The sequence below is a fragment of the Leucobacter insecticola genome, assembly GCF_011382965.1.
Classification (GTDB): domain Bacteria; phylum Actinomycetota; class Actinomycetes; order Actinomycetales; family Microbacteriaceae; genus Leucobacter; species Leucobacter insecticola.
Window position 1 is genome coordinate 2,074,393 of record NZ_CP049934.1, and the last position, 25,958, is coordinate 2,100,350.

25 protein-coding genes and 3 pseudogenes are annotated in these 25,958 nt (G+C 63.8%); 6 read left to right on the forward strand and 22 right to left on the reverse strand.

All coding sequences use genetic code 11. From position 1 onward, the window contains the following. Position 1: 1 nt before the first annotated feature. The 8 genes and pseudogenes from carB to efp all read right to left on the reverse strand — a co-directional run bounded on the left by carB (position 2) and on the right by efp (position 9,075). Positions 2-3,312: pseudogene (gene carB / locus G7067_RS09580) on the reverse strand (carbamoyl-phosphate synthase large subunit). Between the two features lie 4 nt (positions 3,313-3,316). Further along, on the reverse strand, positions 3,317-4,528 hold the full coding sequence (gene carA / locus G7067_RS09585) for a glutamine-hydrolyzing carbamoyl-phosphate synthase small subunit (RefSeq protein WP_166323787.1): 1,212 nt from the start codon (positions 4,526-4,528) through the stop codon (positions 3,317-3,319). Continuing rightward, positions 4,525-5,076, reverse strand: a complete 552-nt coding sequence (locus G7067_RS09590; RefSeq protein ID WP_166323789.1) for a PH-like domain-containing protein — start codon at positions 5,074-5,076, stop codon at positions 4,525-4,527. Before G7067_RS09590 ends, carA begins: the two co-directional genes overlap by 4 nt. After that, a pseudogene (locus G7067_RS09595) lies at positions 5,073-6,472 on the reverse strand (dihydroorotase). Before G7067_RS09595 ends, G7067_RS09590 begins: the two are co-directional and overlap by 4 nt. Further along, entirely contained in the window at positions 6,469-7,425 is a 957-nt protein-coding gene (locus tag G7067_RS09600; RefSeq protein WP_166323791.1) for an aspartate carbamoyltransferase catalytic subunit, read from the reverse strand. Before G7067_RS09600 ends, G7067_RS09595 begins: the two are co-directional and overlap by 4 nt. Continuing rightward, entirely contained in the window at positions 7,422-7,952 is a 531-nt protein-coding gene (gene pyrR, locus G7067_RS09605; RefSeq protein ID WP_166323793.1) for a bifunctional pyr operon transcriptional regulator/uracil phosphoribosyltransferase PyrR, read from the reverse strand. Before pyrR ends, G7067_RS09600 begins: the two co-directional genes overlap by 4 nt. Before the next feature lie 133 nt (positions 7,953-8,085). Continuing rightward, complete coding sequence (nusB, locus tag G7067_RS09610) at positions 8,086-8,502, reverse strand: transcription antitermination factor NusB (protein WP_166323795.1); 417 nt, start codon at positions 8,500-8,502, stop codon at positions 8,086-8,088. 9 nt (positions 8,503-8,511) lie between these two features. Next, the gene (gene efp, locus G7067_RS09615; protein ID WP_166323797.1) at positions 8,512-9,075 is read right to left on the reverse strand and encodes an elongation factor P; all 564 of its coding nucleotides are present in this window, start codon (positions 9,073-9,075) and stop codon (positions 8,512-8,514) included. A 130-nt stretch (positions 9,076-9,205) separates the two neighbouring features. On the opposite strand from efp, the gene G7067_RS09620 reads away from it, so the two are divergent. Further along, positions 9,206-9,769 (forward strand): thioesterase family protein, encoded by a 564-nt coding sequence (locus tag G7067_RS09620; protein ID WP_205881119.1) that lies wholly within the window; start codon positions 9,206-9,208, stop codon positions 9,767-9,769. 118 nt (positions 9,770-9,887) lie between these two features. Continuing rightward, positions 9,888-10,124, forward strand: coding sequence for an addiction module protein (locus G7067_RS09625; RefSeq protein WP_166323799.1), 237 nt, complete (start codon positions 9,888-9,890; stop codon positions 10,122-10,124). Between the two features lie 438 nt (positions 10,125-10,562). Here G7067_RS09625 and G7067_RS09630 read toward each other — a convergent pair whose 3' ends face one another. From G7067_RS09630 to G7067_RS09660, 7 genes are all read right to left on the reverse strand, one after another. Next, positions 10,563-10,916 (reverse strand): hypothetical protein, encoded by a 354-nt coding sequence (locus G7067_RS09630; RefSeq protein ID WP_166323801.1) that lies wholly within the window; start codon positions 10,914-10,916, stop codon positions 10,563-10,565. A gap of 429 nt (positions 10,917-11,345) precedes the next feature. Then, complete coding sequence (locus G7067_RS09635; protein WP_166323803.1) at positions 11,346-11,810, reverse strand: YrhA family protein; 465 nt, start codon at positions 11,808-11,810, stop codon at positions 11,346-11,348. A 150-nt stretch (positions 11,811-11,960) separates the two neighbouring features. Continuing rightward, on the reverse strand, positions 11,961-12,482 hold the full coding sequence (locus G7067_RS09640; RefSeq protein ID WP_166323805.1) for a hypothetical protein: 522 nt from the start codon (positions 12,480-12,482) through the stop codon (positions 11,961-11,963). Between the two features lie 11 nt (positions 12,483-12,493). Beyond that, complete coding sequence (locus G7067_RS09645; protein WP_166323807.1) at positions 12,494-12,874, reverse strand: hypothetical protein; 381 nt, start codon at positions 12,872-12,874, stop codon at positions 12,494-12,496. Between the two features lie 59 nt (positions 12,875-12,933). Beyond that, positions 12,934-13,581, reverse strand: coding sequence for a PoNe immunity protein domain-containing protein (locus tag G7067_RS09650; RefSeq protein ID WP_166323809.1), 648 nt, complete (start codon positions 13,579-13,581; stop codon positions 12,934-12,936). Positions 13,582-14,374: 793 nt separating this feature from the next. Then, positions 14,375-15,232 carry a hypothetical protein gene (locus tag G7067_RS09655; RefSeq protein WP_166323811.1) on the reverse strand — a complete coding sequence of 286 codons (858 nt, stop codon included), beginning with the start codon at positions 15,230-15,232 and terminating at the stop codon, positions 14,375-14,377. Positions 15,233-15,255: 23 nt separating this feature from the next. Then, the gene (locus G7067_RS09660; protein ID WP_166323813.1) at positions 15,256-17,133 is read right to left on the reverse strand and encodes a vWA domain-containing protein; all 1,878 of its coding nucleotides are present in this window, start codon (positions 17,131-17,133) and stop codon (positions 15,256-15,258) included. A 45-nt stretch (positions 17,134-17,178) separates the two neighbouring features. On the opposite strand from G7067_RS09660, the gene G7067_RS09665 reads away from it, so the two are divergent. The 3 genes from G7067_RS09665 (at position 17,179) to G7067_RS09675 (ending at position 19,281) form a co-directional block, all read left to right on the forward strand. Continuing rightward, positions 17,179-18,609 carry an AAA family ATPase gene (locus tag G7067_RS09665; RefSeq protein WP_166323815.1) on the forward strand — a complete coding sequence of 477 codons (1,431 nt, stop codon included), beginning with the start codon at positions 17,179-17,181 and terminating at the stop codon, positions 18,607-18,609. Positions 18,610-18,676: 67 nt separating this feature from the next. Then, on the forward strand, positions 18,677-18,922 hold the full coding sequence (locus tag G7067_RS09670; RefSeq protein WP_166323817.1) for an AbrB/MazE/SpoVT family DNA-binding domain-containing protein: 246 nt from the start codon (positions 18,677-18,679) through the stop codon (positions 18,920-18,922). After that, positions 18,919-19,281: a type II toxin-antitoxin system VapC family toxin gene (locus tag G7067_RS09675; RefSeq protein ID WP_166323819.1), complete on the forward strand. Its 363-nt coding sequence runs from the start codon at positions 18,919-18,921 to the stop codon at positions 19,279-19,281. Before G7067_RS09670 ends, G7067_RS09675 begins: the two co-directional genes overlap by 4 nt. Here the strand turns inward: G7067_RS09675 and G7067_RS09680 are convergent. From G7067_RS09680 to G7067_RS09690, 3 genes are all read right to left on the reverse strand, one after another. After that, entirely contained in the window at positions 19,278-20,939 is a 1,662-nt protein-coding gene (locus tag G7067_RS09680) for an FAD-dependent oxidoreductase (RefSeq protein WP_166323821.1), read from the reverse strand. The two genes, G7067_RS09675 and G7067_RS09680, sit on opposite strands and share 4 nt — an antisense overlap. A 278-nt stretch (positions 20,940-21,217) precedes the next feature. Continuing rightward, positions 21,218-22,300 carry a 3-dehydroquinate synthase gene (gene aroB / locus G7067_RS09685; RefSeq protein ID WP_166323823.1) on the reverse strand — a complete coding sequence of 361 codons (1,083 nt, stop codon included), beginning with the start codon at positions 22,298-22,300 and terminating at the stop codon, positions 21,218-21,220. Then, positions 22,297-22,782 (reverse strand): shikimate kinase, encoded by a 486-nt coding sequence (locus G7067_RS09690; RefSeq protein WP_244301045.1) that lies wholly within the window; start codon positions 22,780-22,782, stop codon positions 22,297-22,299. The genes aroB and G7067_RS09690 overlap by 4 nt, the downstream gene beginning before the upstream one ends. A 16-nt stretch (positions 22,783-22,798) precedes the next feature. Between G7067_RS09690 and G7067_RS14330 the strand changes: the two genes are divergently transcribed. After that, complete coding sequence (locus tag G7067_RS14330; RefSeq protein ID WP_244301046.1) at positions 22,799-22,936, forward strand: hypothetical protein; 138 nt, start codon at positions 22,799-22,801, stop codon at positions 22,934-22,936. Between the two features lie 106 nt (positions 22,937-23,042). Here G7067_RS14330 and aroC read toward each other — a convergent pair. The 4 genes and pseudogenes from aroC to G7067_RS09705 form a co-directional block, all read right to left on the reverse strand. Beyond that, positions 23,043-24,238 (reverse strand): annotated as a pseudogene (aroC, locus tag G7067_RS09695) (chorismate synthase). A gap of 35 nt (positions 24,239-24,273) precedes the next feature. Further along, positions 24,274-24,999, reverse strand: a complete 726-nt coding sequence (locus tag G7067_RS09700; protein WP_166323825.1) for a DUF6882 domain-containing protein — start codon at positions 24,997-24,999, stop codon at positions 24,274-24,276. Then, on the reverse strand, positions 24,989-25,195 hold the full coding sequence (locus G7067_RS14335; protein WP_244301047.1) for a hypothetical protein: 207 nt from the start codon (positions 25,193-25,195) through the stop codon (positions 24,989-24,991). The genes G7067_RS09700 and G7067_RS14335 overlap by 11 nt, the downstream gene beginning before the upstream one ends. 38 nt (positions 25,196-25,233) lie before the next feature. Further along, a complete protein-coding gene (locus G7067_RS09705) occupies positions 25,234-25,956 on the reverse strand; it encodes a shikimate dehydrogenase family protein (protein WP_244301048.1) in 723 nt (240 codons plus the stop codon). Between the last annotated feature and the right edge of the window lie 2 nt (positions 25,957-25,958).

Genomic DNA, 25,958 nt, shown 5'->3' on the forward strand with positions numbered 1-25,958 from the left:
GTCAGCTGGCCGCCGAACCCGATGCGGCCAACGCTGTGGCACGATCCGTCGCGTACTCCTGCAGCGACTTCACCTCGAAACCCGCGCTCTGCGCCGAAATCGCGCCCACGGCGGCTGAAAGCTCCGAAATCGTGGTGAAGATCGGCTTATCCGCCGCGACAGCGGCCGCACGGATCTCGTATCCGTCGGCGCGTGCGTCGCTTCCCGAGCCCGACGGCGTGTTGATGATCATGTCGACCTTACCGCCGTTGATGAGATCAACAATCGTCGCACCCTCGCCGTGCGTCGAATGCTTGCGCACCGTGGTCGAGCGAATACCGTTTCGCGCGAGCACCACTTGAGTGCCCTGCGTGGCGAGCAGTTCGTAGCCGAGTTCCCGCAGGCGCAGCGCCGGCAGCACCAGCGAACGCTTGTCGCGGTCGGCGACCGAGAGGAACACCGTGCCTGAGGTCGGCAGCTCGCTTCCGGCAGCTGACTGGCTCTTCGCGAACGCTGTCGGGAAGTCGCGATCCATACCCATGACCTCGCCAGTGGAGCGCATCTCCGGCCCAAGCAGCGAGTCAACAACGAGCCCTTCGTGGGTGCGGAAGCGCTTGAACGGCAGCACCGCCTCCTTCACCGCGATCGGTGAATCGATCGGTGCACGCGAACCGTCGCGCTCGGGCAGCAGCCCCAGCTCGATGAGCTGCTGAATGCTCTCCCCCGCCATCACGCGCGAGGCGGCCTTGGCGAGCGGGATCCCGAGCGCCTTCGACACGAAGGGCACCGTGCGCGAGGCACGCGGGTTCGCCTCCAGTACGTACAGCACTCCCTGGGCGATGGCGAATTGCACGTTGAGAAGTCCTCGCACACCGATTCCCGCAGCGATTCCACGCGTCGCCTCACGCACTCGGTTGATCTGCTCGTGACCGAGCGTCACCGGCGGCAGCGTGCAACTGGAATCACCCGAGTGCACACCGGCCTCTTCGATGTGTTCCATGATGCCGCCGACATACAGCTGCTCACCGTCGTAGAGTGCGTCAACGTCGATTTCGATGGCATCGTCAAGGAATCGGTCAACGAGCAGCGGGTGCCCGGGGCCGACGAGGGCGTGCCCCTCGATACGCTCAAAGTAGCCGTGCAGCGAATCCGTGTCGTAGACGATCTCCATGCCGCGGCCGCCCAGCACGAAGGAGGGGCGCACGAGCACCGGGTAGCCGATCTCCTCGGCGACGCGGATCGCGCCCTCTTTGTCGATCGCGGTGCCGTTGCGCGGCGAGGCGAGGCCTGCCTGCTCCAGAATCCCCGAGAACGCACCCCGTTCTTCGGCGAGATCAATCGCCTCGGGGGTGGTGCCGAGGATCGGGATCCCCGCGTCCTTGAGCGGCTGTGCAAGCCCGAGCGCGGTCTGTCCACCCAGCTGCACAACGACCCCGAGAAGCGTGCCAGAGGCCTGCTCGGCGTGAATCACCTCGAGCACGTCCTCAAGCGTCAGCGGCTCAAAGTAGAGGCGATCGCTGGTGTCGTAGTCGGTTGAGACCGTCTCAGGGTTGCAGTTGATCATGATCGTCTCGTAGCCCGCTTCAGACAGCGCAAACGAGGCGTGCACGCAGGAGTAATCAAACTCAACACCCTGGCCGATGCGGTTCGGGCCAGAGCCAAGGATCACGACCTTTTTGCGGTCAGAGGGAGTGACCTCGGTCTCCTGATCGTAGGAGGAGTAGTGGTAGGGGGTTAGCGCCGGGAACTCCCCGCGCAGGTGTCAACGGTCTTGTAGACCGGACGCAGGCCGAGCCCGTGCCGGAGCCCTCGCACCTCAGACTCGGAGACACCGCGAATCGCGGCGATCTGCACGTCGGAGAAGCCGTGGTCTTTTGCTTCGCGGATCACTTCGTGGCTGAGCATCGGCGCCGTCCGGATCCTCTCGGCGACCTCGTTAATAAGCACGATCTGATCGAGGAACCACGGATCTATCGCGGTCGCCGCGTACACCTGTTCCACGCTCGCGCCGAGGCGGAGCGCCTGCTGCACGTCGACGATCCGGCCGTCGGTGGGTCGGCCGATCGTCGCGAGCAGATCATCGACAGAGCGCTTCTCTTCATCCCAGTGGAACGAGCTGCCCCGCTTTTCGAGCGAGCGCAGCGCCTTCTGCAGCGCGGTGGTGAAGTTGCGGCCGATCGCCATCGCCTCACCCACGGATTTCATCGTGGTGGTCAGCGTGTCGTCTGCGGCGGGGAATTTCTCAAACGCGAAGCGCGGAGCTTTGACGACCACATAATCGATGGTCGGTTCGAAGCTTGCCGGGGTCTTCTGTGTGATGTCGTTCGGGATCTCGTCGAGACGGTAGCCGAGGGCCAGCTTCGCGGCGATCTTCGCAATCGGGAAGCCGGTAGCCTTCGACGCGAGGGCCGACGACCGCGAGACGCGCGGGTTCATCTCGATGACGATGATGCGGCCGGTCTTCGGATCGATCGCGTACTGGATGTTGCAGCCGCCGGTATCGACGCCGACGCGACGGATGATGTCGATGCCGATGTCTCGCAGCTTCTGGAACTCGCGGTCGGTCAGCGTCAGCGCGGGCGCCACCGTGATCGAATCACCCGTGTGCACACCTACCGCATCGACGTTTTCGATCGAGCACACGACAACGGTGTTGTCAGAGGTATCGCGCATCAGTTCAAGCTCGTACTCTTTCCAGCCGAGGATCGACTCTTCGAGGAGCACCTCGGTGGTCGGGCTGTAGTGCAGGCCGTCGCCGACGATTCGCACCAGTTCTTCTTCGGTGTAAGCGAAGCCCGAGCCGAGGCCGCCCATGGTGTACGAGGGGCGCACGACGAGCGGGTAGCCCAGATCCTTCGCGAACTCCTTGGCTTCTTCGAGCGTGTGCGCGATGTGTGACCTGGCAACGTCGGCACCCGACTCGATGACCAGGTCTTTGAAGATCTGGCGGTCCTCACCGCGCTGGATCGCCTCGACCTTTGCGCCGATCAACTCAACATTGTGCTTGGCGAGGATGCCCTTGTCGTGCAACTCGATCGCCGCATTGAGGGCGGTCTGGCCGCCGAGGGTGGGCAGAATCGCGTCGGGCTTTTCCTTGATAATGATCGATTCGATCACCTCGGAGGTGATCGGTTCGACGTAGGTGGCGTCGGCGAAATCCGGGTCGGTCATGATCGTCGCGGGGTTTGAGTTGACGAGGATGACGCGCACACCCTCCTCGCGCAGCACGCGACAGGCTTGGGTGCCTGAGTAGTCAAACTCGCACGCCTGACCGATGACGATCGGGCCTGAGCCGATGACGAGAACTGAATTGATGTCTGAGCGCTTGGGCATCTGCTTAGGCCTCCTGGGCGTGAGCGCCGGTCGAATTGGCGGAGCGGTTCGCAACCAGCTCGCGGAATCTGTCGAAAAGGTAAAAGGCATCGTGCGGGCCTGCCGCGGCCTCGGGGTGATACTGCACGGAGAATGCGGGAATATCGAGGCATTCAAGCCCCTCAACCACCTGATCGTTCAGGCTGTAGTGGCTGACCTGCACACGGCCGAACCCGGCCGGTGACTGCGATTCGCCCTCGATGGGCACGTCCACGGCAAAGCCGTGGTTCTGCGCGGTGATCTCGACCCGCCCGGTGCGCTTGTCGAGCACCGGCTGGTTGATGCCGCGGTGCCCGAACGGCAGCTTGTAGGTGTCGAAGCCGAGCGCACGCCCGAGCAGCTGGTTTCCAAAGCAGATCCCGAAGTACGGAATCCCCTCGCGCAGCATCTCCTGCAGCAGCGCCACCTGCGCATCAGAGGCCGCCGGATCGCCGGGACCGTTCGAGTAGAAAAGCGCATCCGGTTTGGTTGCCCGAATGTCCTCGGCCGTGCTGGTTGCGGGGAGAACCGCAACATCGAAGCCGTGTTCCGCGAGGTACTGCACCGTCGCCCGCTTGATGCCGAGGTCGAGCACCGCAATCGTGCCGACGCGCTCGACACCGTCTGCGACGGGCACGCGGTAGGCCTCGGGAGTGGTGACCTCGCCGGAGAGGTTCTTACCCGCCATACTGGGCTGCGAGCGAACGAGCTGCAGCTGATCCGCCTCTGAAAGATCAAGCGCTTCCCCGGAGAACACCCCGCCCCGCATGGCGCCAGCGTCGCGGATCCGGCGGGTCACCGCCCGCGTGTCAATCCCGTGGATACCGACGACACCGTCAGCCACCAGATCCTCGTCGAGCGAACGCTCGGCACGGAAGTTCGATACGCGGCGAGCGGGATCCCGCACGATGAACCCGGCAACCCAGATCTTGCGCGACTCCATGTCGGTATCGTTGACGCCCGTGTTCCCGATGTGCGGCGCGGTCATCAGCACGATCTGGCCGGCATAGGACGGATCGGTGAGGGTCTCTTGATAGCCGGTCATCCCGGTCGAAAACACCACCTCGCCGAGGCTCTGGCCGGTCGCCCCGTATGCGCGACCGGCGAAACGGCTGCCATCTTCAAGGACCAGTACCGCGGCGCCGGTGGGTACGGCAGATGCCGGGGGCACCGTCACTTCGCTCGTATTCGTGGTCACGCTTCCTCCTGGGTCGTGTCTGTGCTTGCTTCGTCTGTGCTTGCTTCGTCTGTAAGGGTCTCGATCGCTCGTGAGAAAGCGATCTGATCTTCGCTGTTGGTGAATCGGAAACTCGATTCAACGATCAGGTCGATGTCGTGCTCGGGGCGCGGTTCCCACAGCAGCAGCGACAGGCCATCGCGTTCGACGACCTTGCCAATGCGGCCACTTGCGGTGTCGGTGCCGCGCAGCTGCGCGGTCGGCACGTGAACCGCGGGTTCACCGGTCACAGCTATGGTGACGCCGTCTTGTCGCACGGTCACCTCCGCAAAGCCTTTGTACCGCAGTCCCGGGATCGCCACGCGCTCGAGCGGAGCACCCAGCGGCGTGGTTGATACGTAGCTCACCCGGGGAAACTCCGCGAGGATCTCACCCTGCAGCTCGGGGACGCTGCTCAACCGGTAACTATCTTCACCGCGGCGTCGCCTGCCGCGCCAGGCGATCCACATGCCGATCAGCGCTAGGGCCGCGATCGACGCCATAAGGATGGCGAAAGAGGTGCGGCTCACAGCTCGTCACCACGAGACTGCGCAACGACGAGAGCGGCGGCGGCCACGGCGTCCGGGCTGACCAGCTCACCGTCGTCGAGAGTGAGGTAGCCGTGTCGGATCGTGTAGGCGACACGGCCCGGCAGCTCCATCCCGAGATAGGGTGAGTTGACGCTCATGCCGCGCAGGTCGCTGAGACGAAACTCGCTCGAGCCGCGCGGGTCGATGAGCACCAGGTCCGCAATTTGGCCGACGCGCAGTGCCTCTGGGTGCCCCTCAAGCAGGCCGATCTGTGCGGGCCGGTGCGAGAGCAGCGTTTCAAGCTCTGCCCAGCTCGCATGTCCCTCTCGAATGAGGGTCAGCAGGGCGATGGGGAGAGCCGATTCGAGGCCGACCATGCCGAAAGCGGCCTGATCCCACTCACACTCCTTCGCCTCCACCGGGTGCGGTGCGTGGTCCGTCGCGATGATGTCGATGATCCCGTCCGCGACGGCCTGGCGGAGCGCCCGCACATCGCTGTCGCGACGCAGCGGCGGATTGACCTTGTAGCGGGCGTCGTAGCTGCGCGCGAGTTCCTCGGTGAGGATCAGGTGGTGGGGTGTCACCTCGGCGGTGACGTTCACCCCCCGGGCCTTCGCCCAGCGGATCACCTCGACCGATCCTGCGGTGGAGAGGTGGCAGATGTGAAGCCTCGCCCCAATGTGCTCCGCGAGCAGCACGTCGCGGGCGATGATGGATTCCTCGGCGACCGCCGGCCAGCCCTTGAGACCCAACTCGCTGGAGAGCGCGCCCTCGTTCATCTGCGCACCCTCGGTGAGGCGCGGATCCTGCGCGTGCTGCGCGATGACCCCACCAAAGGTCGTCACGTATTCGAGCGCGCGGCGCATCAACAGCGGGTCGTGCACGCATTTGCCGTCATCTGAGAACACGCGCACCTGCGCGCGCGACTGCGCCATCGCGCCGATCTCGCTGAGGCGTTCCCCCGCTAGATCCTCGGTCACGGCGCCGATCGGACGGACCGTGGCGTAGCCCGCAGCGTCGCCAAGTGTCTGCACCTGCTCCACGACGCCGGCCGTGTCGGCGACGGGCAGCGTGTTCGCCATCGCAAACACGCTCGTAAACCCGCCTTTGGCTGCGGCGCGCGTGCCAGTGAGCACGGTCTCCGACTGCTCCCCGCCGGGCTCGCGCAGGTGGGTGTGGAGATCGACGAGACCCGTCATCGCGACGAGACCGTCTGCCTCAATGACCTGCTCACCCTCGCGCGCCTCAAGCCCGGTCCCGCGCTCGGAGATCCGCCCCCGGACACCCGCAGGTCGATCTTCTCAGCACTCTCGACAGCGGCCCCGCGCTCGGTCAGTTCAGCTGCGAGCCGCACCCCGCGGATCAGGATGTCGGGGTTCGTGTGGTGGTGGCTCATGCGGTGTCTCCTCGTTCGCCGGAAAGCAGTAGGTACAGGGCGGCCATGCGCACGGATACGCCGTTCGTGACTTGCTCGAGCACCGTTGAACGCGCCGAATCGGCGGCGCCCGAAGAAATCTCGAGGCCACGATTCATCGGCCCGGGATGCATGATGATGGTGCGATCCGCAAGCCCCGCCGCGCGGGCGTCGTTGAAGCCCCAGTTGCGCGCATACTCGCGCTCGTTCGGGAAGAACGCGGCGTGCATGCGCTCGGATTGGATCCTGAGCATCATCACCACGTCAGGCTGTTCGCGCCGGATTGCATCGTCGAGCGAGTGGTGCACCGTGACCGGCCAGGTGCGAGCTCCATAGGGCAGCAGGGTCTCGGGGGCGACGAAGCTGACCGCCGCGCCGAGAGTGGTCAACAGCCACAAATTTGAGCGTGCGACGCGCGAGTGCGCGATATCGCCGACGATCACCACTGAGGTGCCATCGAGGTCGCGGCCGCGGCTGTCGTCCCCGAAGAGGCGGCGGCGCATTGTGAAGGCGTCGAGCAGGGCCTGCGTGGGGTGTTCGTGCGTGCCGTCGCCTGCGTTCAATACGCCCGCGTCGATCCAGCCGCTTGAGGCCAGCATTGCGGGCGCACCGGATGCCGGATGCCGGATCACCACCCCGTCCGCGCCGAGGGCCTGCAGTGTCTGCGCGGTGTCTTTCAACGACTCGCCCTTCGAGACCGAGGATCCCTTGGCGCTGAAGTTGATGACGTCGGCAGACAGGCGTTTTGCCGCGGCCTCGAAGGAAATGCGGGTGCGCGTCGAATCCTCGTAGAACAGATTGACGACGGTCTTGCCGCGCAGCGTTGGGAGTTTCTTCACTTCGCGCTGCTGCGTCGCCGACATGTCTTCGGCGGTATCGAGGATCAGGATCGCGTCGTCTTTTGAGAGCGTCTTCGTGTCGAGCAGGTGCCTCATGAAATCGTCACCGCGTCTTCCCCGTCGAGTTCTTGGAGGCGCACCGAGATGCGCTCGTGCTTCGCACTCGGCAGGTTCTTGCCGATGTAGTCGGCGCGGATCGGCAGCTCACGATGACCGCGATCGATGAGCGCGGCGAGCCGCACGGAAGTGGGGCGGCCGTGATCCCCCAGCGCGTCGAGCGCGGCCCGCACCGTGCGGCCGGAGTAAAGAACGTCATCTACCAGTACGACCGTCGCGCCGTCGATCCCGGTGACCGGCATCTCCGTGGGCAACGGGGCCCTCGTTGGCTGCCGGGCGAGATCGTCACGGTACAGCGTCACGTCGAGACTGCCGACGGGCACCTCAATGCCCTCGATGCGGGAGATGGTGTCGGCAATGCGCTGCGCGAGAAGGCTTCCCCGCGTCGGGATGCCGATGAGGACCAGGCCGTCGACGCCCTTATTGGCCTCGATGATTTCGTGCGAGATTCGGGTCAGTGCCCGCGAAATCTCGGCGCTTTCGAGCACCGTTCGCGTTTCCGTCATTCCGAGCCCCCCTTCTCCGCCTCACGGGACGGAAGTTAAAGAAGTGCTGATGTACCGCATGCAAGTCTAGCGCATGATTCCGGGCCGATCTCGCGCGGTTTGCGCCGTTCGCGAGCCCGCCAAGGGACCGCTTCTACGCCTTCGCGTGATCCGCGATCTTGCCGAGAACACCGTTGACGAAACGACTTGAATCCTCTGTGGAATAGTCCTTCGCGAGTTCCACGGCCTCGTCGATGGCGACGGCTGCGGGCACCTCCTCGTTGTAGAGGATCTCCCAAGCCGCGACCCGCAGCAGCGCCCGGTCGATGTTCGGCATCCGTTCCAAGGTCCACCCAAGCGCATAGCTGGAGATCAACTCGTCGATCTCTTCGCGATGATCCGTCACGCCGTCGACAATTTCGCGCGCATACATCCACGATGCCGCGCGATCCGGCTCCGTCGCCGCACGCTTCGACTCGGCGTGCAGGATGTCGAAGATCGGAACATCGCGCACGTCGGCCTGGAACAGCATGTCGAGCGCGCGCTTGCGGGCCTTCGTTCGTGCTGACACGTAGGCGGACTAGTCGTTGACGCGGCCGAGGTATTCACCCGTGCGGGTGTCAACCTTGACCTTCGTTCCGGTTTCGAGGAACAACGGCACCTGGATCTCGGCACCGGTCTCGACGGTCGCCGGCTTGGTGCCACCCGTGGAGCGGTCGCCCTGCAGTCCGGGCTCGGTGTAGGTCACCTCGAGCACGACGGACGGCGGCATCTCCAAGTAGAGCGGCTCCCCCTCGTGCAGGGCAATCTGCACCTGCTGGCTCTCAAGCATGTACTTGGACGCGTCGCCCACGACGACCGCGGAAACCGTGATCTGGTCGTAGTCAGTCTGATCCATGAAGACGAAGTCGGCGCCGTCTTGGTAGAGGTACTGGAAGTCGCGGCGATCGACGTTTGCCGTCTCGATCTTTGCGCCCGCGTTGTAGGTCTTGTCGATGATCTTGCCGGAGACCACGTTCTTCTGCTTGGTGCGCACGAAGGCGCCACCCTTGCCGGGCTTTACGTGCTGAAACTCGACGACGCTCCAGAGCTGGCCCGCCTCCTTGATGACAGTGCCGTTCTTAATATCGTTTGAGGTTGCCATGCGGGGGTTTCTCCGAGTTTCTGTCGTTCAAGTTCGATCGCGGGATCGCGCCCACCCATCTTAGCGGGTCGAGGCTGCGGTTCCCGGAGAATCTGACGAACCGAACGTGGAACAGCGTAGGATCACGAGCATGCACATGCTCTTTCGGACCGTCTGGCACATACTCTTCGTGGGACCCCGCGGTCGCAGGCTTGGGTTCTCGGACATGTCGCGATCTCGCTTTCGGGTGTGGCCGACCGACCTTGATCTGCTCCGCCACATGAATAACGGCAAGTACCTGTCGATCATGGATATCGCGCGCTTTGACCTGATCCAGCGCAACGGAGTGATGTCGCTGTTCAAGAGTGAGGGCTGGTACCCGGTCGTCGTCGGGCAGACGATTTCGTACCGCAAGTCGCTCAATCCGTGGCAGCGGTTCTGGATCGAGTCACGGATCCTCGGTTTTGACGAGCAGGCGGTGTTCATGGAACAGCGTTTCGTGCGCCCCGATGCACATCGACGGCCGGAGATCTATGCGCGGGCGGTTGTCCGTGCCAGGATCCTTCGCCGCAGCGGTGGTGTGGTGCCGGTGGCGGAGATCATCGAAAAATCCGGCGTGGATCCCGCGAGCTTTTCTGTCCCCCAGGAGATCCTTGAGTGGGGGCGCACAACCAGGCTCCCCTCGACGCGGGATGACGCGACAAGCACCTGGTAGCCCGCGCTGCGTCAAGCGGCGAGCCTGAGCCTGCCCGGCGGGCGGTGCGGTCGCGCTCACACACTGGCAGCGGGCACTACGCGGGCGGCTGTCAGCCGTTCGACGTACCCTTGGAAAGATGACACCAGACACCGCGACTCTGATCCGAGACGGCCTCGCGCTCGACGCTGATCAGCGCGCGGTCGTCGCTCACGCCCTGCTCGCAAGCCTCCGTGACGCAGACGAAACGAGTGAGGCCGATGGGCTCTGGCGCGCTGAAGCCACACGGCGACTTGCCGAGGTGCGCGCCGGCACCGTCGAGTTGATGGATGCTGACAAGCACTACACCCAATTGCGCTCATCCCTCACCGCATGACCCTACACCAGTGGGAGCAACCCTAGGCAGTCGATGAGTTCGATGCCGCTGTGCGCTGGTATGAAAAGTAGGAACCGGGGATCGGCCTCGTGCTCATCGAGCAGGCCCGGCGAGCGCGAAACGCCATCGCCCGCTGGCCGAGCGCTGCCCCAACGTTCACCACCGCCGACGATGGCACCGTGATCCGCAGCAAGGCCATTCGGAAGATACCCGTACCGGATCGTTTACGCTGTAGAACCGCAGGCGATCTTGATTCTGGCGTACGCTCATGAGCACCGCGAACCCGGCTACTGGCTCCACCGGCTGGGCAACTGAACGGCGCAACGAGAAGCTTGACGGTGGATCTGCGCTTCGCGCTCCCCGCACACATGCAGCGGCTCGCGCGACTCGGTGCGTACACCGGCCCAGGCACTCATTGTCATCAAACACGCACCAGGCTCAAGATTCAATATCTATAGCACGCCCGGTCAATACTCTCGTTTCCCCAGCAGACGTAGCACTAAACCTAATCAGAATATCCTCATCAGATTTTGGCTCAACCCAATTTTCGGCTTTAGCTAGTAATTCGCCGACCTCATCACTCGCGACGGACCAAAGCGCTTCCGAAGACTCTTGGTAAAAGAATAACTGAATCAGATTCTTTTCAATTAGCTCAGACAAAATTACCCTTGCCCGGTCCAGAAGAAAACCATCAGCGGCATCGGGATGAATCGAGCGGAGTTCCCACACCGCTTCCCAAAGACCAGCATAGTCTTCGACTGCAAGCCAGAGAAGCGCCTTGGTATCCTCCACCACTGTTCTCCTCCTAAAACTGGATTACCCAATAACGGGATCCGAGTGACAACGCCGTCTCGCCCAATCTTGACATATGGTCCAGAGTGCAACGCGTAGGTAAGTCCCGCCCAGCCATTTTCAACTGAAATTGACTCGTCTGAGCACTTAGGATTGACAAAGCGAACACCAATTCCCTTCCTTAGCCACCCTTTGGGGACAGCTGAGCGAATGTCACTCCCCCAGATTTTACTGGCCATAACAGCGGGAATTTGACGTACGGATCCGTCGAGTATAGGCACCAAGGGGAGCTCGCGTGAAACCTGCACATCAGCCGAACGACCTGCCCTTTCAGCAGATACCAACGCTTGCTGCGCCTGAACAATCAAAGTCGACAGATCCGAAATTATCCAATCCAGTTTCAACCGAGTTCTTCAGCACAAAATCGGCTTAGATTTGTTCTACCATTTGAGTCAAAACTGTTGTGAAGAACTCTTCAAAGTTATCAAAAGTCTCCATAATCTCAGCGGAAGACTTGTCCAATACCAGGTACCTACCACTCTCAGTGTCATAAACGTACCAATCAATATTGCCGTCTCCGAGGAACGTGTACCGAGGGTTGCCTTCGTTTTCGCGCCAAATAGCATTGGTGGCAATAATCGAGTTGTTGGTCGAAACGTCCGAGGGATCAATATCCTCATTCGAACTCTCGTCTACGTGATAGAAGACGTTCCCATCAAATTCCAAGCCGTTCTGGAGCTTCCAAAACTCCGCAAACTCAACTGGAATGAAGAGGCCATATCGAGATCTCGCGAACGACAGGAAGTCGTAGACTTTCTTCGCCGGGGGCGGAGCGCTGTGACCATACTTTTCGTTGACTTCATTGAGTCTGTTAAGGCAATCATTCCAATTCATCTCGCACCCCCTGAGTGCACACGTTCTCTGAAGCTTATGGCCAAGGCACCCTGTCACAAACCAGATACTTCAAACTATCAGCCAGTTTTGCGCCGCATTGTTGGAACAGGCGAACAAACGAATTCTCAGAAAGCGGGGAAACGCGTTGTATCACACCCCACGGAACCAGCGCTGCGGTGACACCCGCGCATTCTGAAGAGAAACTCCGGCACTCGTTCGGAACTCATCAAACGAATGTGGTTGCGCAGAACCATCGGGCCGGATCACCAACACCAAATCGACATCAGGAATCAGAGTTTGAGTACCCTCGACATAGGCGCATGCCGAAATGGTTTCTCCTTCAGGAGTCTCCATCACCCGATACTCTGGCACGCTCACATCGATGCCTTGTTGCTGGCAGTAGTCGCCAAGCGGTCCGCGCTGCCGCTCATACCATTGCTGAGCAAACAGCCGTTCAACCAGCCGCAACGTGTCTTGAACCTCTTCCGGCCAAACTGACGGCACCCATGCACCATCAACGAGCCGGTGCGGCGTGAGAGTTTCGACTTCAATACCAGACTGCAAACGTTCAAGCAGCATAGCTGCAGCAATCCGAAACCCATCAACCGCACGATCGCCCGCCACAAGGGTGACGCCATCGCCAGCATGCCACATGACCGGAAGCCCCTCCACTTCCAGCCCGCTTACCAGCTGAGGGGAACGCCACACGGCACCCGCCAAACGTCACTGTGAAGAACAAACGTACTTGTTCCTACTTGCCGAATGTCAACAGCCAACTCACCAAGATCACTCAACGAGTCGATCACAACCTGCTCGACGACCACACCCCACTCTGCGAGCGTTGCGGCAGTTAGCCAAGCGTCCCCGTCTGCGAGGGAGACAACTGGCGCGAGGTTTATTTCATCGCTGACAGCACTCAACACGGGAAACGCCTCAACGCGGCCAGCAACCGACAGTTCAAGATGCCGCACTGCACCTGGCATCACCCCGAAAGGCCGCAGCAGGATGCGACTTCTCGCATCCGCATAGCTAGTCGGAAAGTCGGCCACAGTAGGACTCGTCATTACGCTCCAGTTCTCTCTTTAGACACTTCGTATTCAGCACGCTCAGGCAGGAATGGGCTCTAATCGCGCTTAATAAAGATGTCTCGCGGATAATACTCGTTATCCCGGTACAGCGAATCATCGATCCCCAGCAACTGCGTCACAGCCGCAGCCTCAAAACACCAATAGCCCGAATACACAACTGGTTTGCCACGCCTCGGACCACTCAGATGGTCTCCCCACCACTGAGCTTTCCGGCATCCGTTGTACCAATGCTTCACAAAATCAGCCATTAACTTCGGCCGTTTCTCAGGTGCAGCTTGAATCACCTTCAATAGACGCCCATACGGCCTCGGGGGGTAGTCCCCCGCTTCAGCTCCGTCAATCGAGTCATCACGCAATCCCGCCAAGAACTCAAGCACAGGTTCAGGCCCCCTCACCTCAAGCACCTCGCCAATCCGGGCACGCTGCTCAGGAGTGCCGATCACAACCACGACACTCAACAGCTGGGCTGCATTAATTTGACGAGTCGGCAATTCCTGCCAGGAGTAAATCTGCCCCTTCGACGCCGACTTCATACGTCCGTCCTCGCGTTGATATTCCACGTACAAGTCAACCGCAGGATCCAGATACTCGCGAAGATCTTCAGGCGCGGCGCCCAAGGAATACGACAGCTTCAGCACATCAAAATAGATTCGCGAGAGATCCCGCAAATCAATCCGATCCACAGATGACTGTCGCCGACCCTCGCTAATCGAGTCAATATACAACGGAATCGCCTCGAATTTGTTCTCCAGAAATCTCTGGAGCGGCTCACGTTCAGCACGTGGATCACGAAATATGTTCGACATCCTCACCCCGGTTCTAAATCAAGTCGTTCGGGATGGGCCTTAAGGTCAACGAGCCATCCGGTCGGATGATGGACATTATCTTATCAACTTCGCCCTTGTTCAAGGCATCGCGTATCTGCCTTGCAAGATTCTCGTCCCCGTCCACAGCCTTGAGAATTCGGTTAAACTCAGAGTTTCCCCTTTCAACCAGCTATCGCTCATTTGCGTACCATCCTGAGTCTTACCAAGACTGGGCTTCCCATTGGTCGAGTACTTAGCTTCAACGATCACGAATTTCCCCTTGGGAGTCTTGTAGATGACGTCGATACCTTTCGCCTTGACATGCTTCGGTGTGTCTACTCGCTCATATCCAAGCTCGTGGAAGTGTTTATCACTCACCCATTCGCCGTATTCGCCCTTGACACGGTTGCTCGCGTTCGGGCCTGGAGCCTATTTCTCCACTGAGGTCACAGGTTTCCTCGGCTTGGCCCGTGCGAGTGCGGACATCACCTTCTCAACAACCGCCACCGCCCGAACGACAGGACTTAAGGCGGAGGGGCGGGAGCGTCCCGGCAATGAGCGCATCAGGGTCGGCGCGGCGGCGCGAAGCGGCGACGCGGCGGGGTTCCCTGTTTAAGCGAATGCCGGGCCGCTCCCGCCCCTCCGCCGGTGGCACAGACGACGCCGAACCCTACCCCACCGGCGGCCGCGCTCCCAGATGCGGTCCCTGGTTCCCGATCTCTCGGCAACTGATACGAACTAGCGATTCGCTGTCGTCGAAGACGTGGCGGGCGGCGAGCCTGCCACCAGCAAGTGCGCCCGCGAGCCAGGTGAAGCTCTCGGTATCGACGGGTCGCGCCCCGGTGGTGACACGCATCAGCTGCAACATCAGCATCTCCGGGAGCGAAATGTGCGGGCCGTGGGCGAACCCGAGCCCCAACAGCGGCGGCTTGGGAGTCGCCGGGATGAGGCGCAGCGTCCAGGTCAGCGGCACTGCCTCGTCCGAGTGCGTCTCGACGCGCGCAAGAGCGGGATCCGGGACCGAATCCAGGATCCCAAAACCATCAAGCACCTCCGCCGCAAAGGTCAGCGAATCGGACGCACCAAAGGGGCTTCCGGGCTGCGCGGCCGCGTTCCGAAACAGTTCGCCCCAGCGCTCGGCCCCGAGTCCGTAGGGTGCGGGCACGGGTACCAGCGTGGCATCTGAGGCCAGGTGCCGGGCGAGGCGCCCGAGATCGACCCCCGCGGCGGCGAATGCCTCCGGTTCCGGAAGCGCCAGTTTGCCTTGCAGCGCAACCGAACGAGCAGACACAAAGGCGGCCTCAAATCGTGCTGACTCAGCATCTCCCAGTGCAGCAAAGGGGGCGCCCGCGAGCGCACCATTGCGAAGGCTCGCGGCCTCGGCATCGAGCCACGCATCAAATCCCCGGTCGTCGCGGTCTGCCGCACCTTGTCCGCGCTCCGCGAGCGCTGAGTCGAGTGTCTCGGCAAGATCCGGGAACAGGGCACGGACCAGCGCCAATTGCTCATTACCCGTTGTGAATTCCATCGTCATCCCGTCTCTAGTGGGCCCTACGCTACCCGCTCGCGCTCGATAAGTTCCTGCAGCGCGCTCGGCAGATCCCGCGGGTCGTCCACCCGGTGACTCCTCGGCGCAAATCGCTGCACGATGTCGTCACTGCGGATCCCAATGCCGTAGACATGGACACCCGCCGCGTGTAGACGCCGCAGCTGTGCCGCGGCCGCCACCGGGTCGTTGGATCCGCCATCTCCCACAAAGATCACGATGCGGCGGCGCTCAAGTCCATCCGACACGAGAGGATCCACGCTCCCCCGGTCGCCGCCGAGACCGAGCTGCGAGGCGGCCTCGGAGAGCGCGGCGGCGTCATTCGTCGAACCACGCGGGCTTTGGATCGCCGCCACCATGCGCTGCCGCACCGTATCGTCGAGCCCGCGAGACAGCGGTTTCACGGTCTCAGCGACCGCGTCAAAGACGATGAGTGAGGTGCGAATATCGAGGTCCAGGCTGATCCCCGACGTCACCTCGGCGAAACGAACATCGCGTTCGGCGCCGGCCAGCGCCTCGAGCATGATCAACGCTGCGTCGGCCGCTGCCGCCGCTGCCGCGCCCTGCATCGACGCGGACCGGTCGATCAAGAGCACGTAGTCGGTGCTGCCGCTGCGCCGTGTCCTGCGTGGCCGGGCGCGGCGCTTCACGAACGCGCGCGGGTTCGGCGTCCCCGCGTTAACCTCCGCAATGACCGACGCGAGCGCCTCCGGGTGGAGGGCGTCACCCTCCTCGTGCGGCAGACGGTCAAATGCCGCACGATATGCAATACGCTCGGTCACCACTTCAGCCCAGACATCACGCATCTGTGCGATCGCTGCCGCGAGTTCCGCGGCACGCGTTCGATAGTCGGCTGTGGCGCGCGCCGACTGCGCAGTTCCCGCGCTTCCCCCGGTCGGTGCGGAGGCCTCCGCGGCAGCGTCCGCCCGCGCGTCGATCGAGAGCTCCACGTTGGCTTCGAGCAGCGCTGTCTGCACAGGCATCGGCGTCGACAGAAACGCCGTCACAAACCCCGCCTGCTCTGCCGCAAAGAGATCCGATCCCTCCGCACGGTCCTGCCCTTCCCCACGCCGTGCCCGATCGCTCGCAGGATCCGGGGCCTCCGCCGCAGTGCCCGCGGTGGCCTCGCCCTCACCCTGTTGTGGTTCTTCCGCGTCACCGCCGTCCGAACCGCCAAGACCTTCAGCACCAGCACTGGCAGCTTCGCCGTCGCTCTCGTCCCCCGTGTGCGCCAAGCCGCGATCCGCACGGTCAAGGGCCATCAGCCGCGTGTAAGCGGGCAGGAGCAGCGCAAGCGCGCGCTCGAACCGCTGCAGGGGCGTGCGCGCCGGATCCGGCGCCAACACGTGCCGCAGCGGGTCGGTGCGCTCGCTACCGAGGGCAGCGAGGGTCTGCCACTCTGCAATCACTTCGGGCGCTGCGGCGAGCCGGTTCCGCCGCGCAAGCCCCACCCACAGCAGCAACGCTACCCATTGCAGGTGCCGGGGCAGCTCTTCAAGCATCTCGGGCAGGCTGCGCGTCGCCGCAGCCGCAAGATCATCACGCAGCGCCGGCAATGCGGTGAGGAGTTCGGCGGCGGCTTGCAGCCTGAGTATCGCGTCGAGCAGCGGTTCGAGCGCCGGCTCCTTTTGCAGGATCGACTCGCGCCGCCGGGCGCGGTCCGGGCCCGTCTGCGGGAAACGCGCGCCCTCCCACAGTTGCAGCAGTGCAAGCGCGACCGCCTCGTGATCGCCGTGCCCGCCTGCCGCGTAGTAGCCGAAACCCACCTGGATTCCACCGTCGGTGATGCGCCACTCGGCATCGTCGGTCACGGTGATCGGTACCCCCACGATCGCCGAGGCCGCGCGCAGACGCTCATGCAACGGGTCGGCGCTCGGGATCATGCTTCCCACCCTACTCGCGGGCGGACAGAGTGATAGCGTGACGATATGCTCCCGATCGACGCAGACCCGATTCTGTTTGAGGTTCACCAACTCTCGACGCAAGCGCGCCGTGTACGGAAGGCGCTCGCGGCCTCGGGGCCGCAGGAGCTGCCGCACCCCGAGCTTGTAGAAGAGCTCCGGGCCCTGCAACGGCGCCGCGACGCGCTGTGGGAGGATCCCGAGCATCGCGCCAGGCTTGAACTTGCCCTCACTGAGCGCGCGGCGGCACTCAGGATCGCCGCGGAGGCGCGCCGGGCCGAGCGGGCAAGGGAGGAACGCCTCGCCGCCGCGGATCGCACGGTTGCGCGTGCCGTGGCGGATCGACGCGAGCTGACCCCCGGAGAAGATGGAAGGATCACGCGCCTGCGTAGCGAATCCGCGGACGACGTGCGCTGGCAGCATGGCATCACCTCCGCCGCGACCCGCGACAGCGTCCTCACCGCCCTCGGAACGGTGCGCCTGCGCGAGGCGCGTGCCCAGCTACGCGATGGCCTCCTCCAAACGGCGCAGATGCGCGGCATTATTGCGGAGGCCATGCCATCGCTGAGGCGCGGCGAACCTCTGCTGCTGGTGGGTGAGACCGGTGGCGCAAAGACCGCGCTCGCGGAGCACCTGTGCAGGGTCGTGGGTGCGGATCCGCGCGCGGAACCCGAGCTGATCTCGGGCTACGGTGACATCACGAGCGCGCAGCTCATCGGCAGCCACGAGCTGCGCGCCGAGGGCGGCGCGACGGTGAGCGTGTTTGTGCCGGGGCCGCTGCTGCGCGCCATGACTGAGGGGCGGCCCGTCATCCTCGACGAGGTGAACGCGATGCCGCCGGAATTCCTGAAGCGACTCAACCGGATCCTGCAGTTGCGGCCGGGCGACACCCTCAACGTGCAGGAGAATGCGGGGCGTGCCGTGCGTGTCGCGCAGGGGTTCGCGATCCTCGCCACCGCCAACGAACAGACCCCGCACCGCTACCGCGGCCTCGACCGATTGAGCGCTGAACTCGTCAACCGCTTCGGCGCGAACAGCTATCGGGTGCACTATCCCGACACGGGACGCGACTACAGCGAGTTTCCCACTGAGAATGCGCTGCTCGCGGCGGCCGCGGTCGTGGATCACCGCGGCGAACTGCCACCCGGCATCTCTGTTGACGAGTTGCAGCGGGTGGCGCGGGCCGCGTTCATCAGCCAACAGGTGTTCGCGGGTGCTCACGGCGAGGGGTTTGAATCATATGTCTCGACCGAGCGCGAGATCGATGGCAGGCCGGGTTTGGAAGAGTCGGTGCTCGCGCCCCGCACGCTCGTCGCGATCCTGCAGAAGGTTGCGGGTAGCGCAGGCACCGTCACCCTCGAACACGCGCTCACCCGGTTTGTGGAGGGTGTGATGCACCGCGAGGATCGCCGGGTGCTCGCGCTCATCCTTGAGGGCCAAGGGCTGCGCCTCGGGTGAGGCTGCGACGTGGACACAGGCATCCAAGCCCTTCCCACCGATAGAACGTGAATGGTAGAGTGTTTCCATGAGTACCACCTTTATCGCGCCCCTGGGAGATCGTGGACGTTTGGTGGTGCCTGCGGCACTGCGCGCACAGCAGAAGTGGGAGCAGGGGATTCCGTTGCTGTTCATCGAAACCGAACAGGGCGTGATCCTAACGACTCAAGCTCAAGCCCAACAGCTCATCCGCAAACAACTCGCGGGAGCAAGCTTGGTCGACGCCCTCATTGATGAAAGACGAAAAGCTGCTGCGGATGAAGACGCTGCATGATGGTGCTCGACGCGTCCGCAGTTCTTGCTTTTCTGCAGGGCGAGACCGGATCTGAACGAGTGAGTTTGGCGCTCTCCGGCGGCATCATCGGTGCGGCAAACTGGTCCGAGGTTGCCCAGAAAGTCCGAGCCCGCGGTGCAGACTGGAACCTCGCTCGAGTATTACTTGAAAGCTACGGTATTCGGATAGAGCCGGTGACGACCGCCGACGCAGAACGCGCCGCCGCCCTATGGCGTCAAGGATCAGGCCTCTCCCTTGCCGATCGTCTCTGCATCGCACTCGCAGAGCGCTTGGGCGTCGCCGCGCTCACTGCCGACCGAGCTTGGGGCAGCAGCGAACACGTCGAACACTTGCGTTAGCGCACGAGGATGGCGTCCCCGAGCACCGCGCGCACCGTGACCATTCCGCCCGATAACGACGCGCTGTCGTAGCCGAGTTGGGTCAGCGCTCGGTGCGCGATGTGTGAGCGGACGCCGGATCCGCAGAGCACCCGCACGGCGCGACCCGCGGCCGCCGCTTCGACCTCCGCGATCCGCTCGCGCAGCTCGGTGTGCGGCACATTGAGCGAACCGGGCAGGTGACCCGCCGCGAATTCTGCCACGCTGCGCACGTCGAGGATGAGGCTCTCCTCTCGCAGCGCCTCCCATTCCTCCGCGTACCAAAGCTTCAGCGTGCCATCGACGACGTTCGAGCCGACCATGCCGGCCATGTTCACCGGATCCTTCGCGCTGCCGTAAACGGGCGAGTAGGCAAGATCCAGGTCAATGAGATCCGCCGCCGTAAATCCGGCGCGAATCGCGGTCGCGAGCACGTCGATGCGTTTGTCAACTCCCTCCGGCCCGACTCCCTGAGCACCGAGCACCAATCCGTCACCTCGGCGAATATGCACGACCAGTGCCATTGACTGCGCCCCCGGGAAATAGCCGGCGTGCTGGGCGGGGTGCAGATGCAGCGTGTCGAACTCGATCCCGGCCTGCTGTAGTGAAGCACGGTTCGCGCCGGTCATCGCGGCGGTGAGTTCGCCCACGCGCACGATCGCGGTGCCGACAGCGCTGGGGATCGGGCGGGCCTGCGCGGGACGCAGAATGTGATCGGCGATCTGTCTGCCCGCACGATTCGCGGGGCCAGCGAGGGCGACGGGACGCTTGATCCCGGTGACACGATCCACCGAGACCGTGGCATCGCCGGCGGCGTACACACCGGGGAGACTCGTGCGGCCGTGCTCATCGACAAGCATGGCGCCACGGTCACAGGCAACCCCGGCAGCCTCAAACACGGCCGTGTCGGGGCGCACGCCCACCGAGAGCACGATCAGATCGGCGTCGATACGGCGACCGTCCGAGAGGATCACGGTGTCGCGATCCGCGCCCGGCTCGATCGCCTGGGCGGCAATGCCGTCATTCACGGTGATGCCGAGGCGACGCAGCTCCGCTGTGACGGGGACAGCGATCTCGGTCTCGAGCGGCGGCAAAACGTGTGGCGCGAACTCCACAATGTCGACCTCAAGCCCCTGCATGCGGAGCGCTTCGGCCGCCTCAATTCCGATGAACCCGGCACCCAGCACGACAGCTTTGCGGGCTCCGGTCTCGACCCGATCGCGCATGGCGATCGCGTCGTCGACGGTGCGCAGCGTACTCACGCGCGGCGAGTCGAGCCCGTCAATGGGCGGGCGGAGGGCGAACGCGCCAGGAGACAGAATCAGGGTGTCATAGCTCAGCTGCTGCGCGCCCGTTGGGGTCTGCACGGTGAGTTGCTTGGTGTCGGCGTCGAGGCTTGTGACATTGTGGTGGATCCGCACGTCGAGGTTGAGCGCTTCACGTAGCGAGGCCGGGGTCTGCACGAGCAGCTTGGCGCGATCCTCGATCTCACCACCGACGTAGTATGGCAGGCCACAGTTCGCAAACGAGACGTGTTCGCCGCGCTCGAGCACAATAATCTCGGCCGACTCGTCGAGCCTGCGTGCGCGCGCAGCCGCACTCATGCCCGCTGCGACTCCCCCGACGATGACGATGCGCATGTTGGTCCTCTCGTTTGCGAAACTCTGTTCGCCCACGAGACTAGCACATACCCCCGGGGGTATCTTGCGCCGCCGAGACTTGTGCGTCAAACACCGATTCGACTGAGAACACCTCCTTGCACCACAAAAGAGGTGTTCTCAGTCGAATCGGTGCCCTAGGTGAAATCGCGGGGGCCTGCGGTAGCTAGTTCCCGATCACGGCGCCGCCGAATGCAGGCGCCTACACCGAGCCCGAGACGGGCTCGGGAGCTCGCGGCTACGGCCAGAAGTGGCCGTAGCTAATTCGCGATCTCTTGATAGGCGAATTGCAGCACAGACTCGTCAACGCCGGCAAGCACGCGCGGCTTCGCGATGTCGTCAAGCACAATGAACCGCAGCATGCCCGCACGCGCTTTCTTGTCTCGCTGCATCGTCGCGAGCAAACCCTGCCACCGCCCGGCCGGATACGCGAGCGGCAGCGTCAGCGAGCTCAGGATCCGGCGATGGCGCTCAACCGCCTCATCGGACAGCGATCCCGCCATCCGTCCCAGCTCTGCCGCGTACATCATGCCGATCGAGATCGCGACGCCGTGCCGCCACTGGTAGCGCTCGGCGTGCTCGATCGCGTGTCCGAGCGTGTGTCCGTAGTTCAGGATCTCGCGCAGCCCGCCCTCGCGGAAGTCCTCGGAAACGACCCGTGCCTTCACGCCGATCGCAAGCTCGACCACGCGCTGAAATTCCGGTGTGGCAGGATCCGTCGCGCGCTCAACATCAGCCTCGAGCAGTTCCAGGATCTCCGGCTCAGCGATGAATCCGCACTTCGCGACCTCTGCAAACCCCGCCAGGAGTTCGTTGCGCGGCAGCGTGGCGAGCAGCTCGAGGTCGCAGATGACGGCGCTCGGTGCATAGAAGCAACCGACCAGGTTCTTCCCCTCGGCCGTGTTGATGCCGGTTTTCCCCCCGACCGATGCGTCGACCATGCCGAGCACCGTCGTCGGCACCTGCACCAGGCGAACGCCGCGAAGCCAGGTCGCCGCCACAAAGCCCGCAAGATCCGTGACCGCGCCACCGCCGAGGCCAATCACCGCGTCAGTGCGCGTGAAGTCGGCCTGACCGAGGATCTGCCAGCAGAACGCCGCAACCTCAACCCTCTTCGCGGACTCCGCGTCCGGTACCTCCGCGAGAAGCACCTGCGCATACCGCTGTTGCAGCGACTCGCGCAGTTCGTCCGCGAGCTTCCCCACGGTCGGGGTGTGCACAATCAGCACCTTGTTCACGCGGTCGCCCAGAGCTTGAGGCAAGCGATCCAGGATCCCGCGCCCCACCGTGACCGTGTACTCGGAATCGCCGGTGACCTGGATCTCGGTGACGGGGGTGCTCATACGGTGTCCTTCCTGAAGCTGCGCGCCCACTGGGCTACGCGCCTGGCAAGTTGTTCTTTTGACGCACGATCCGTGCGATATGAAACGTCCGCGACTTCTTCATAGAGCGGGCGGCGCTCCTCAAAGATGCGACCCCAGGCATTGGGATCGTCGCGTAGGAGTGGGCGCCGCGCAATATTCGCGGTGCGCATCACGGCTTCCTGGGTGGTGAGGAGCAGAACGACCGGGTGCCCGGCGAGCAGTTTCCGCGTGCTTTCGGTAATCACTGCTCCCCCACCGAGGGCGAGAATCCGGACCTCGGAGTTTGCGAGCTCTGCCGCAATCACCTCGGCCTCGATCCGACGGAACTCCGCCTCGCCGTGCCGCTCAAAGAACGCCGTGATCGGGCCGTGCTTGCGGACGATGATCGCGTCGCTGTCGACGAACGGGATCCCGAGTTCTCGCGCCACCCGTTTGCCCAGGCTCGTTTTGCCGGCGGCCATGGGCCCCACAAACACGATGGTGCGATCGGGAAGCCTGGGCCCCCTGCGCCTGCGGCGTCTGCGCCGCTTTGGCCGCGACGGTTTCCCCGCCTCAGCGGAGGGCGCCGGTTTTGGCAGGCTGATCGGTGTCGTCGGCGGGCCGGGCTTTGGCTGAGGTGGCGCCGGAGACGGCGTTGGCGAGCGACGAGGGCTGTCACCGGGCGGAGGCGCCGGCACAGGCCCGGGAAGGCCCGCTGGCCACTGCACCCGCCTCGAACCGTTCACGATTCGATAGCGGTGGTGAGCTGGTCCGGGATCGCGGCGAGGTAGCTCTGCATGTTGCGGCGTGTCTCCTGAACACTGTCACCGCCAAACTTCTCAGCGACCGCGTCTGCCAGGATCAGCGCCACCATCGCCTCGGCAACTACGCCCGCGGCGGGAACCGCGGAAACGTCGCTGCGCTGGTGATGCGCCTTCGCCTCTTCGCCCGTCGCCGTATCGATCGTGGGCAGCGCGTTGGGAACCGTCGCGATTGGCTTCATGCCGGCGCGGACTCGCAGCACCTGACCGGTGGTCATGCCGCCCTCGATACCACCGGCGCGACCCGTATCGCGTTGGATTTCGCCGTCGACGATGTGGAGTTCGTCGTGCGCTTCGGATCCACGTCGGCGCGTCGTCTCGAAGCCGTCTCCAACCTCAACGCCCTTGATCGCCTGGATCCCCATCAGGGCCCGGCGAGACGGGAGTCAAGGCGCCGATCCCAGTGGACGTAGGATCCAAGCCCCGGCGGCAGGCCGTAAGCGAGCACCTCGACGATGCCACCGATCGTGTCGCCCGACTTCTTCGTGTCGTCGACCTCTGTCACCATGCGGGCGCTCGTGGCGGCGTCGAAGCAGCGCAGCGGATCAGCGTCAAGCGCGGCAACGTCTTCGGGGCGCGGCAGCGCACTTCCCGCGGGCACCGCGACATCCCCGATCGAAACCGTGTGACTGACGAGGGTGATCCCGAGCTCTCGCAGGAACGCGCGGGCGACAGCGCCGAGCGCGACTCGCGCGGCGGTTTCGCGAGCGCTGGCCCGCTCAAGAACCGGACGAGCCTCATCAAAGCCGTACTTCTGCATACCGGTGAGGTCCGCGTGCCCCGGGCGGGGTCGCGTGAGCGGGGCGCCGCGACCGCGTGACCGCTCCGAAAGCTCGGTGCGCTCTGGGTTCATCACCTCGGTCCATTTCGGCCACTCGGTGTTGCCGATACGAATCGCTACCGGGCCGCCAATCGAGACGCCCTGCACCACACCGCCGGAAAGGTTGAGCTCGTCTTGCTCGAACTTCATGCGCGAGCCTCGGCCATAGCCAAGCTTTCGTCGCGCCAGATCCTCTCGGATCTCGTCGAGAGACACGGGCACGCCCGCGGGCAGCCCTTCAAGGACAGCAATGAGTTCAGGGCCGTGGGATTCCCCGGCGGTAAGCCAACGCAGCATACGGACTATCTTCCCATAACTCGCGGCCCGGAACACTATGCGGAGAGACTGCCTTGCACTCGTACAACGCGGCCTTGCTCGTCAAACTCGATTGTTGCCTTACTCACGTTGTCGTCAACCGTCAGGTGCGTGTACTGCGCGTCCGTCCACTCCGCTGACCACCCCGAGAGCCTGGCGAGCCCGAGCACCGCCTGCCGAGGATCGGTCAGAGGGAGACCACTGAGCAGGCGCGGGAGCGCAACGACCGCTTCTGAAACTGTCGGTTTTGGCAGCGGCGGGTTCAAAGTCAACATGCAGACTGCACGGGACCCGCCTCCAAAAGGTGCCGAGAAATATGGGCCGTGGCCGGTGACGGCGGTAGCCACGGCACCCACCTGATGCGAAGCACCCAACACCCAGCTCGCCAAATCATCAATCGGGTCGGTGGGGAAGAACACCTCCGGTGCAGTCAATTCGGCTATGCCGTGTTGCGCACCGTAGCTGCGGATTTTGGCCGCGAATCCATCAGCTCGCCCCTGTTCCATCGACCATCCCCAGAGCATCGACCGTGGCCCTGGCGCAATCGAAGCGATCACTTCACAGCCAGCAACGATGCTCCGCGATGGGTCCACTGGCGAGGTAAACGTGAGGATGCCGGCAGTCGTGTCGACGTCCCAGCGGTATTCACCCAGGGTGTCCGTCAGACGTTCGAGGGCCTCTTGCTGCAAGTGAGCGTAGAGCGCGGCGTGGGTACTGACGGGAGAGAGGCTTTCAAAGGTCACGAAGCAAGTCGTGAGCAGCGCGCATCGCGGAAAGCAGGCCCTGTTCGTCGGGCAACGGGGTGTCCGGATCGCCGGCGCTAAAAATCCTGATCTGCAGCAGCGCCTGCCGCACGAGCATGCCGAGCCCCGAGTGCGCTTCTCCCCCAGCTTCACACCAGCGTTCGGCAAGCGGCGACGGCCACGGGTCGTAGGCCACATCAAAGAGCGGGATCGCGGTGATCTCGGCCGGGAACTTCAGGCTCGCGCTCGCGGGCCGGGAAGCGTGGAAATGACCAGTGTCGGCGCGCCGACCCTCGGATCAGGGTGAGCCACAAGATCCGCAGTCAAGAGATCGGCGTGCGCAAGAGGCGTGCCGGAAACGTGCAACGCCTCGGCAGCGCCGGGTTCAGTCGTCTCCGCGAAGCGTGCAACCAGATCCGAGATCGCATCGATATTCCTCGCAACCACTTCGACATGCCGCGCACCCAGCTTCCGCGCCGCAAGAACCGCTGAGACGGCGGTGGCTCCGGACCCGAGCACGATCGTGCTCGTCGCGTCGAGTCGAGCGTCTTGGATCGCCGCAGCAAGCCCAGCAACATCGGTGTTGAAGCCCGCCCAGCCCGCATCTCCGGAAAGCCTGAGGAGCGTGTTCACGACGCCGCTCTCTGTCGCCACAGGGTCAAGCACCCGCGCGAGTCGGTGCGCTTCTTCCTTCAGCGGCATCGTCAGCGAAAAGCCGCGCCACTCGGGCCCGCGAGTCTGCAGAAAATCCTCGAGCTCGTGCGCCTCGCGCTGCTCAGCGGAATACTGCCACGGCAGGCCGAGTTCAGCGTACGCGGCCCGGTGAATGACGGGAGAAAGGGAGTGCGCAATCGGCGAGCCCATCACCGCGAGGTGATCGGCGGCGCCGAGCCCGCTCACTTCGCCCGCAGGCACCGATCCCGCCATCAGCAGCCGCGACCCGGGTTCGCCACGCACCA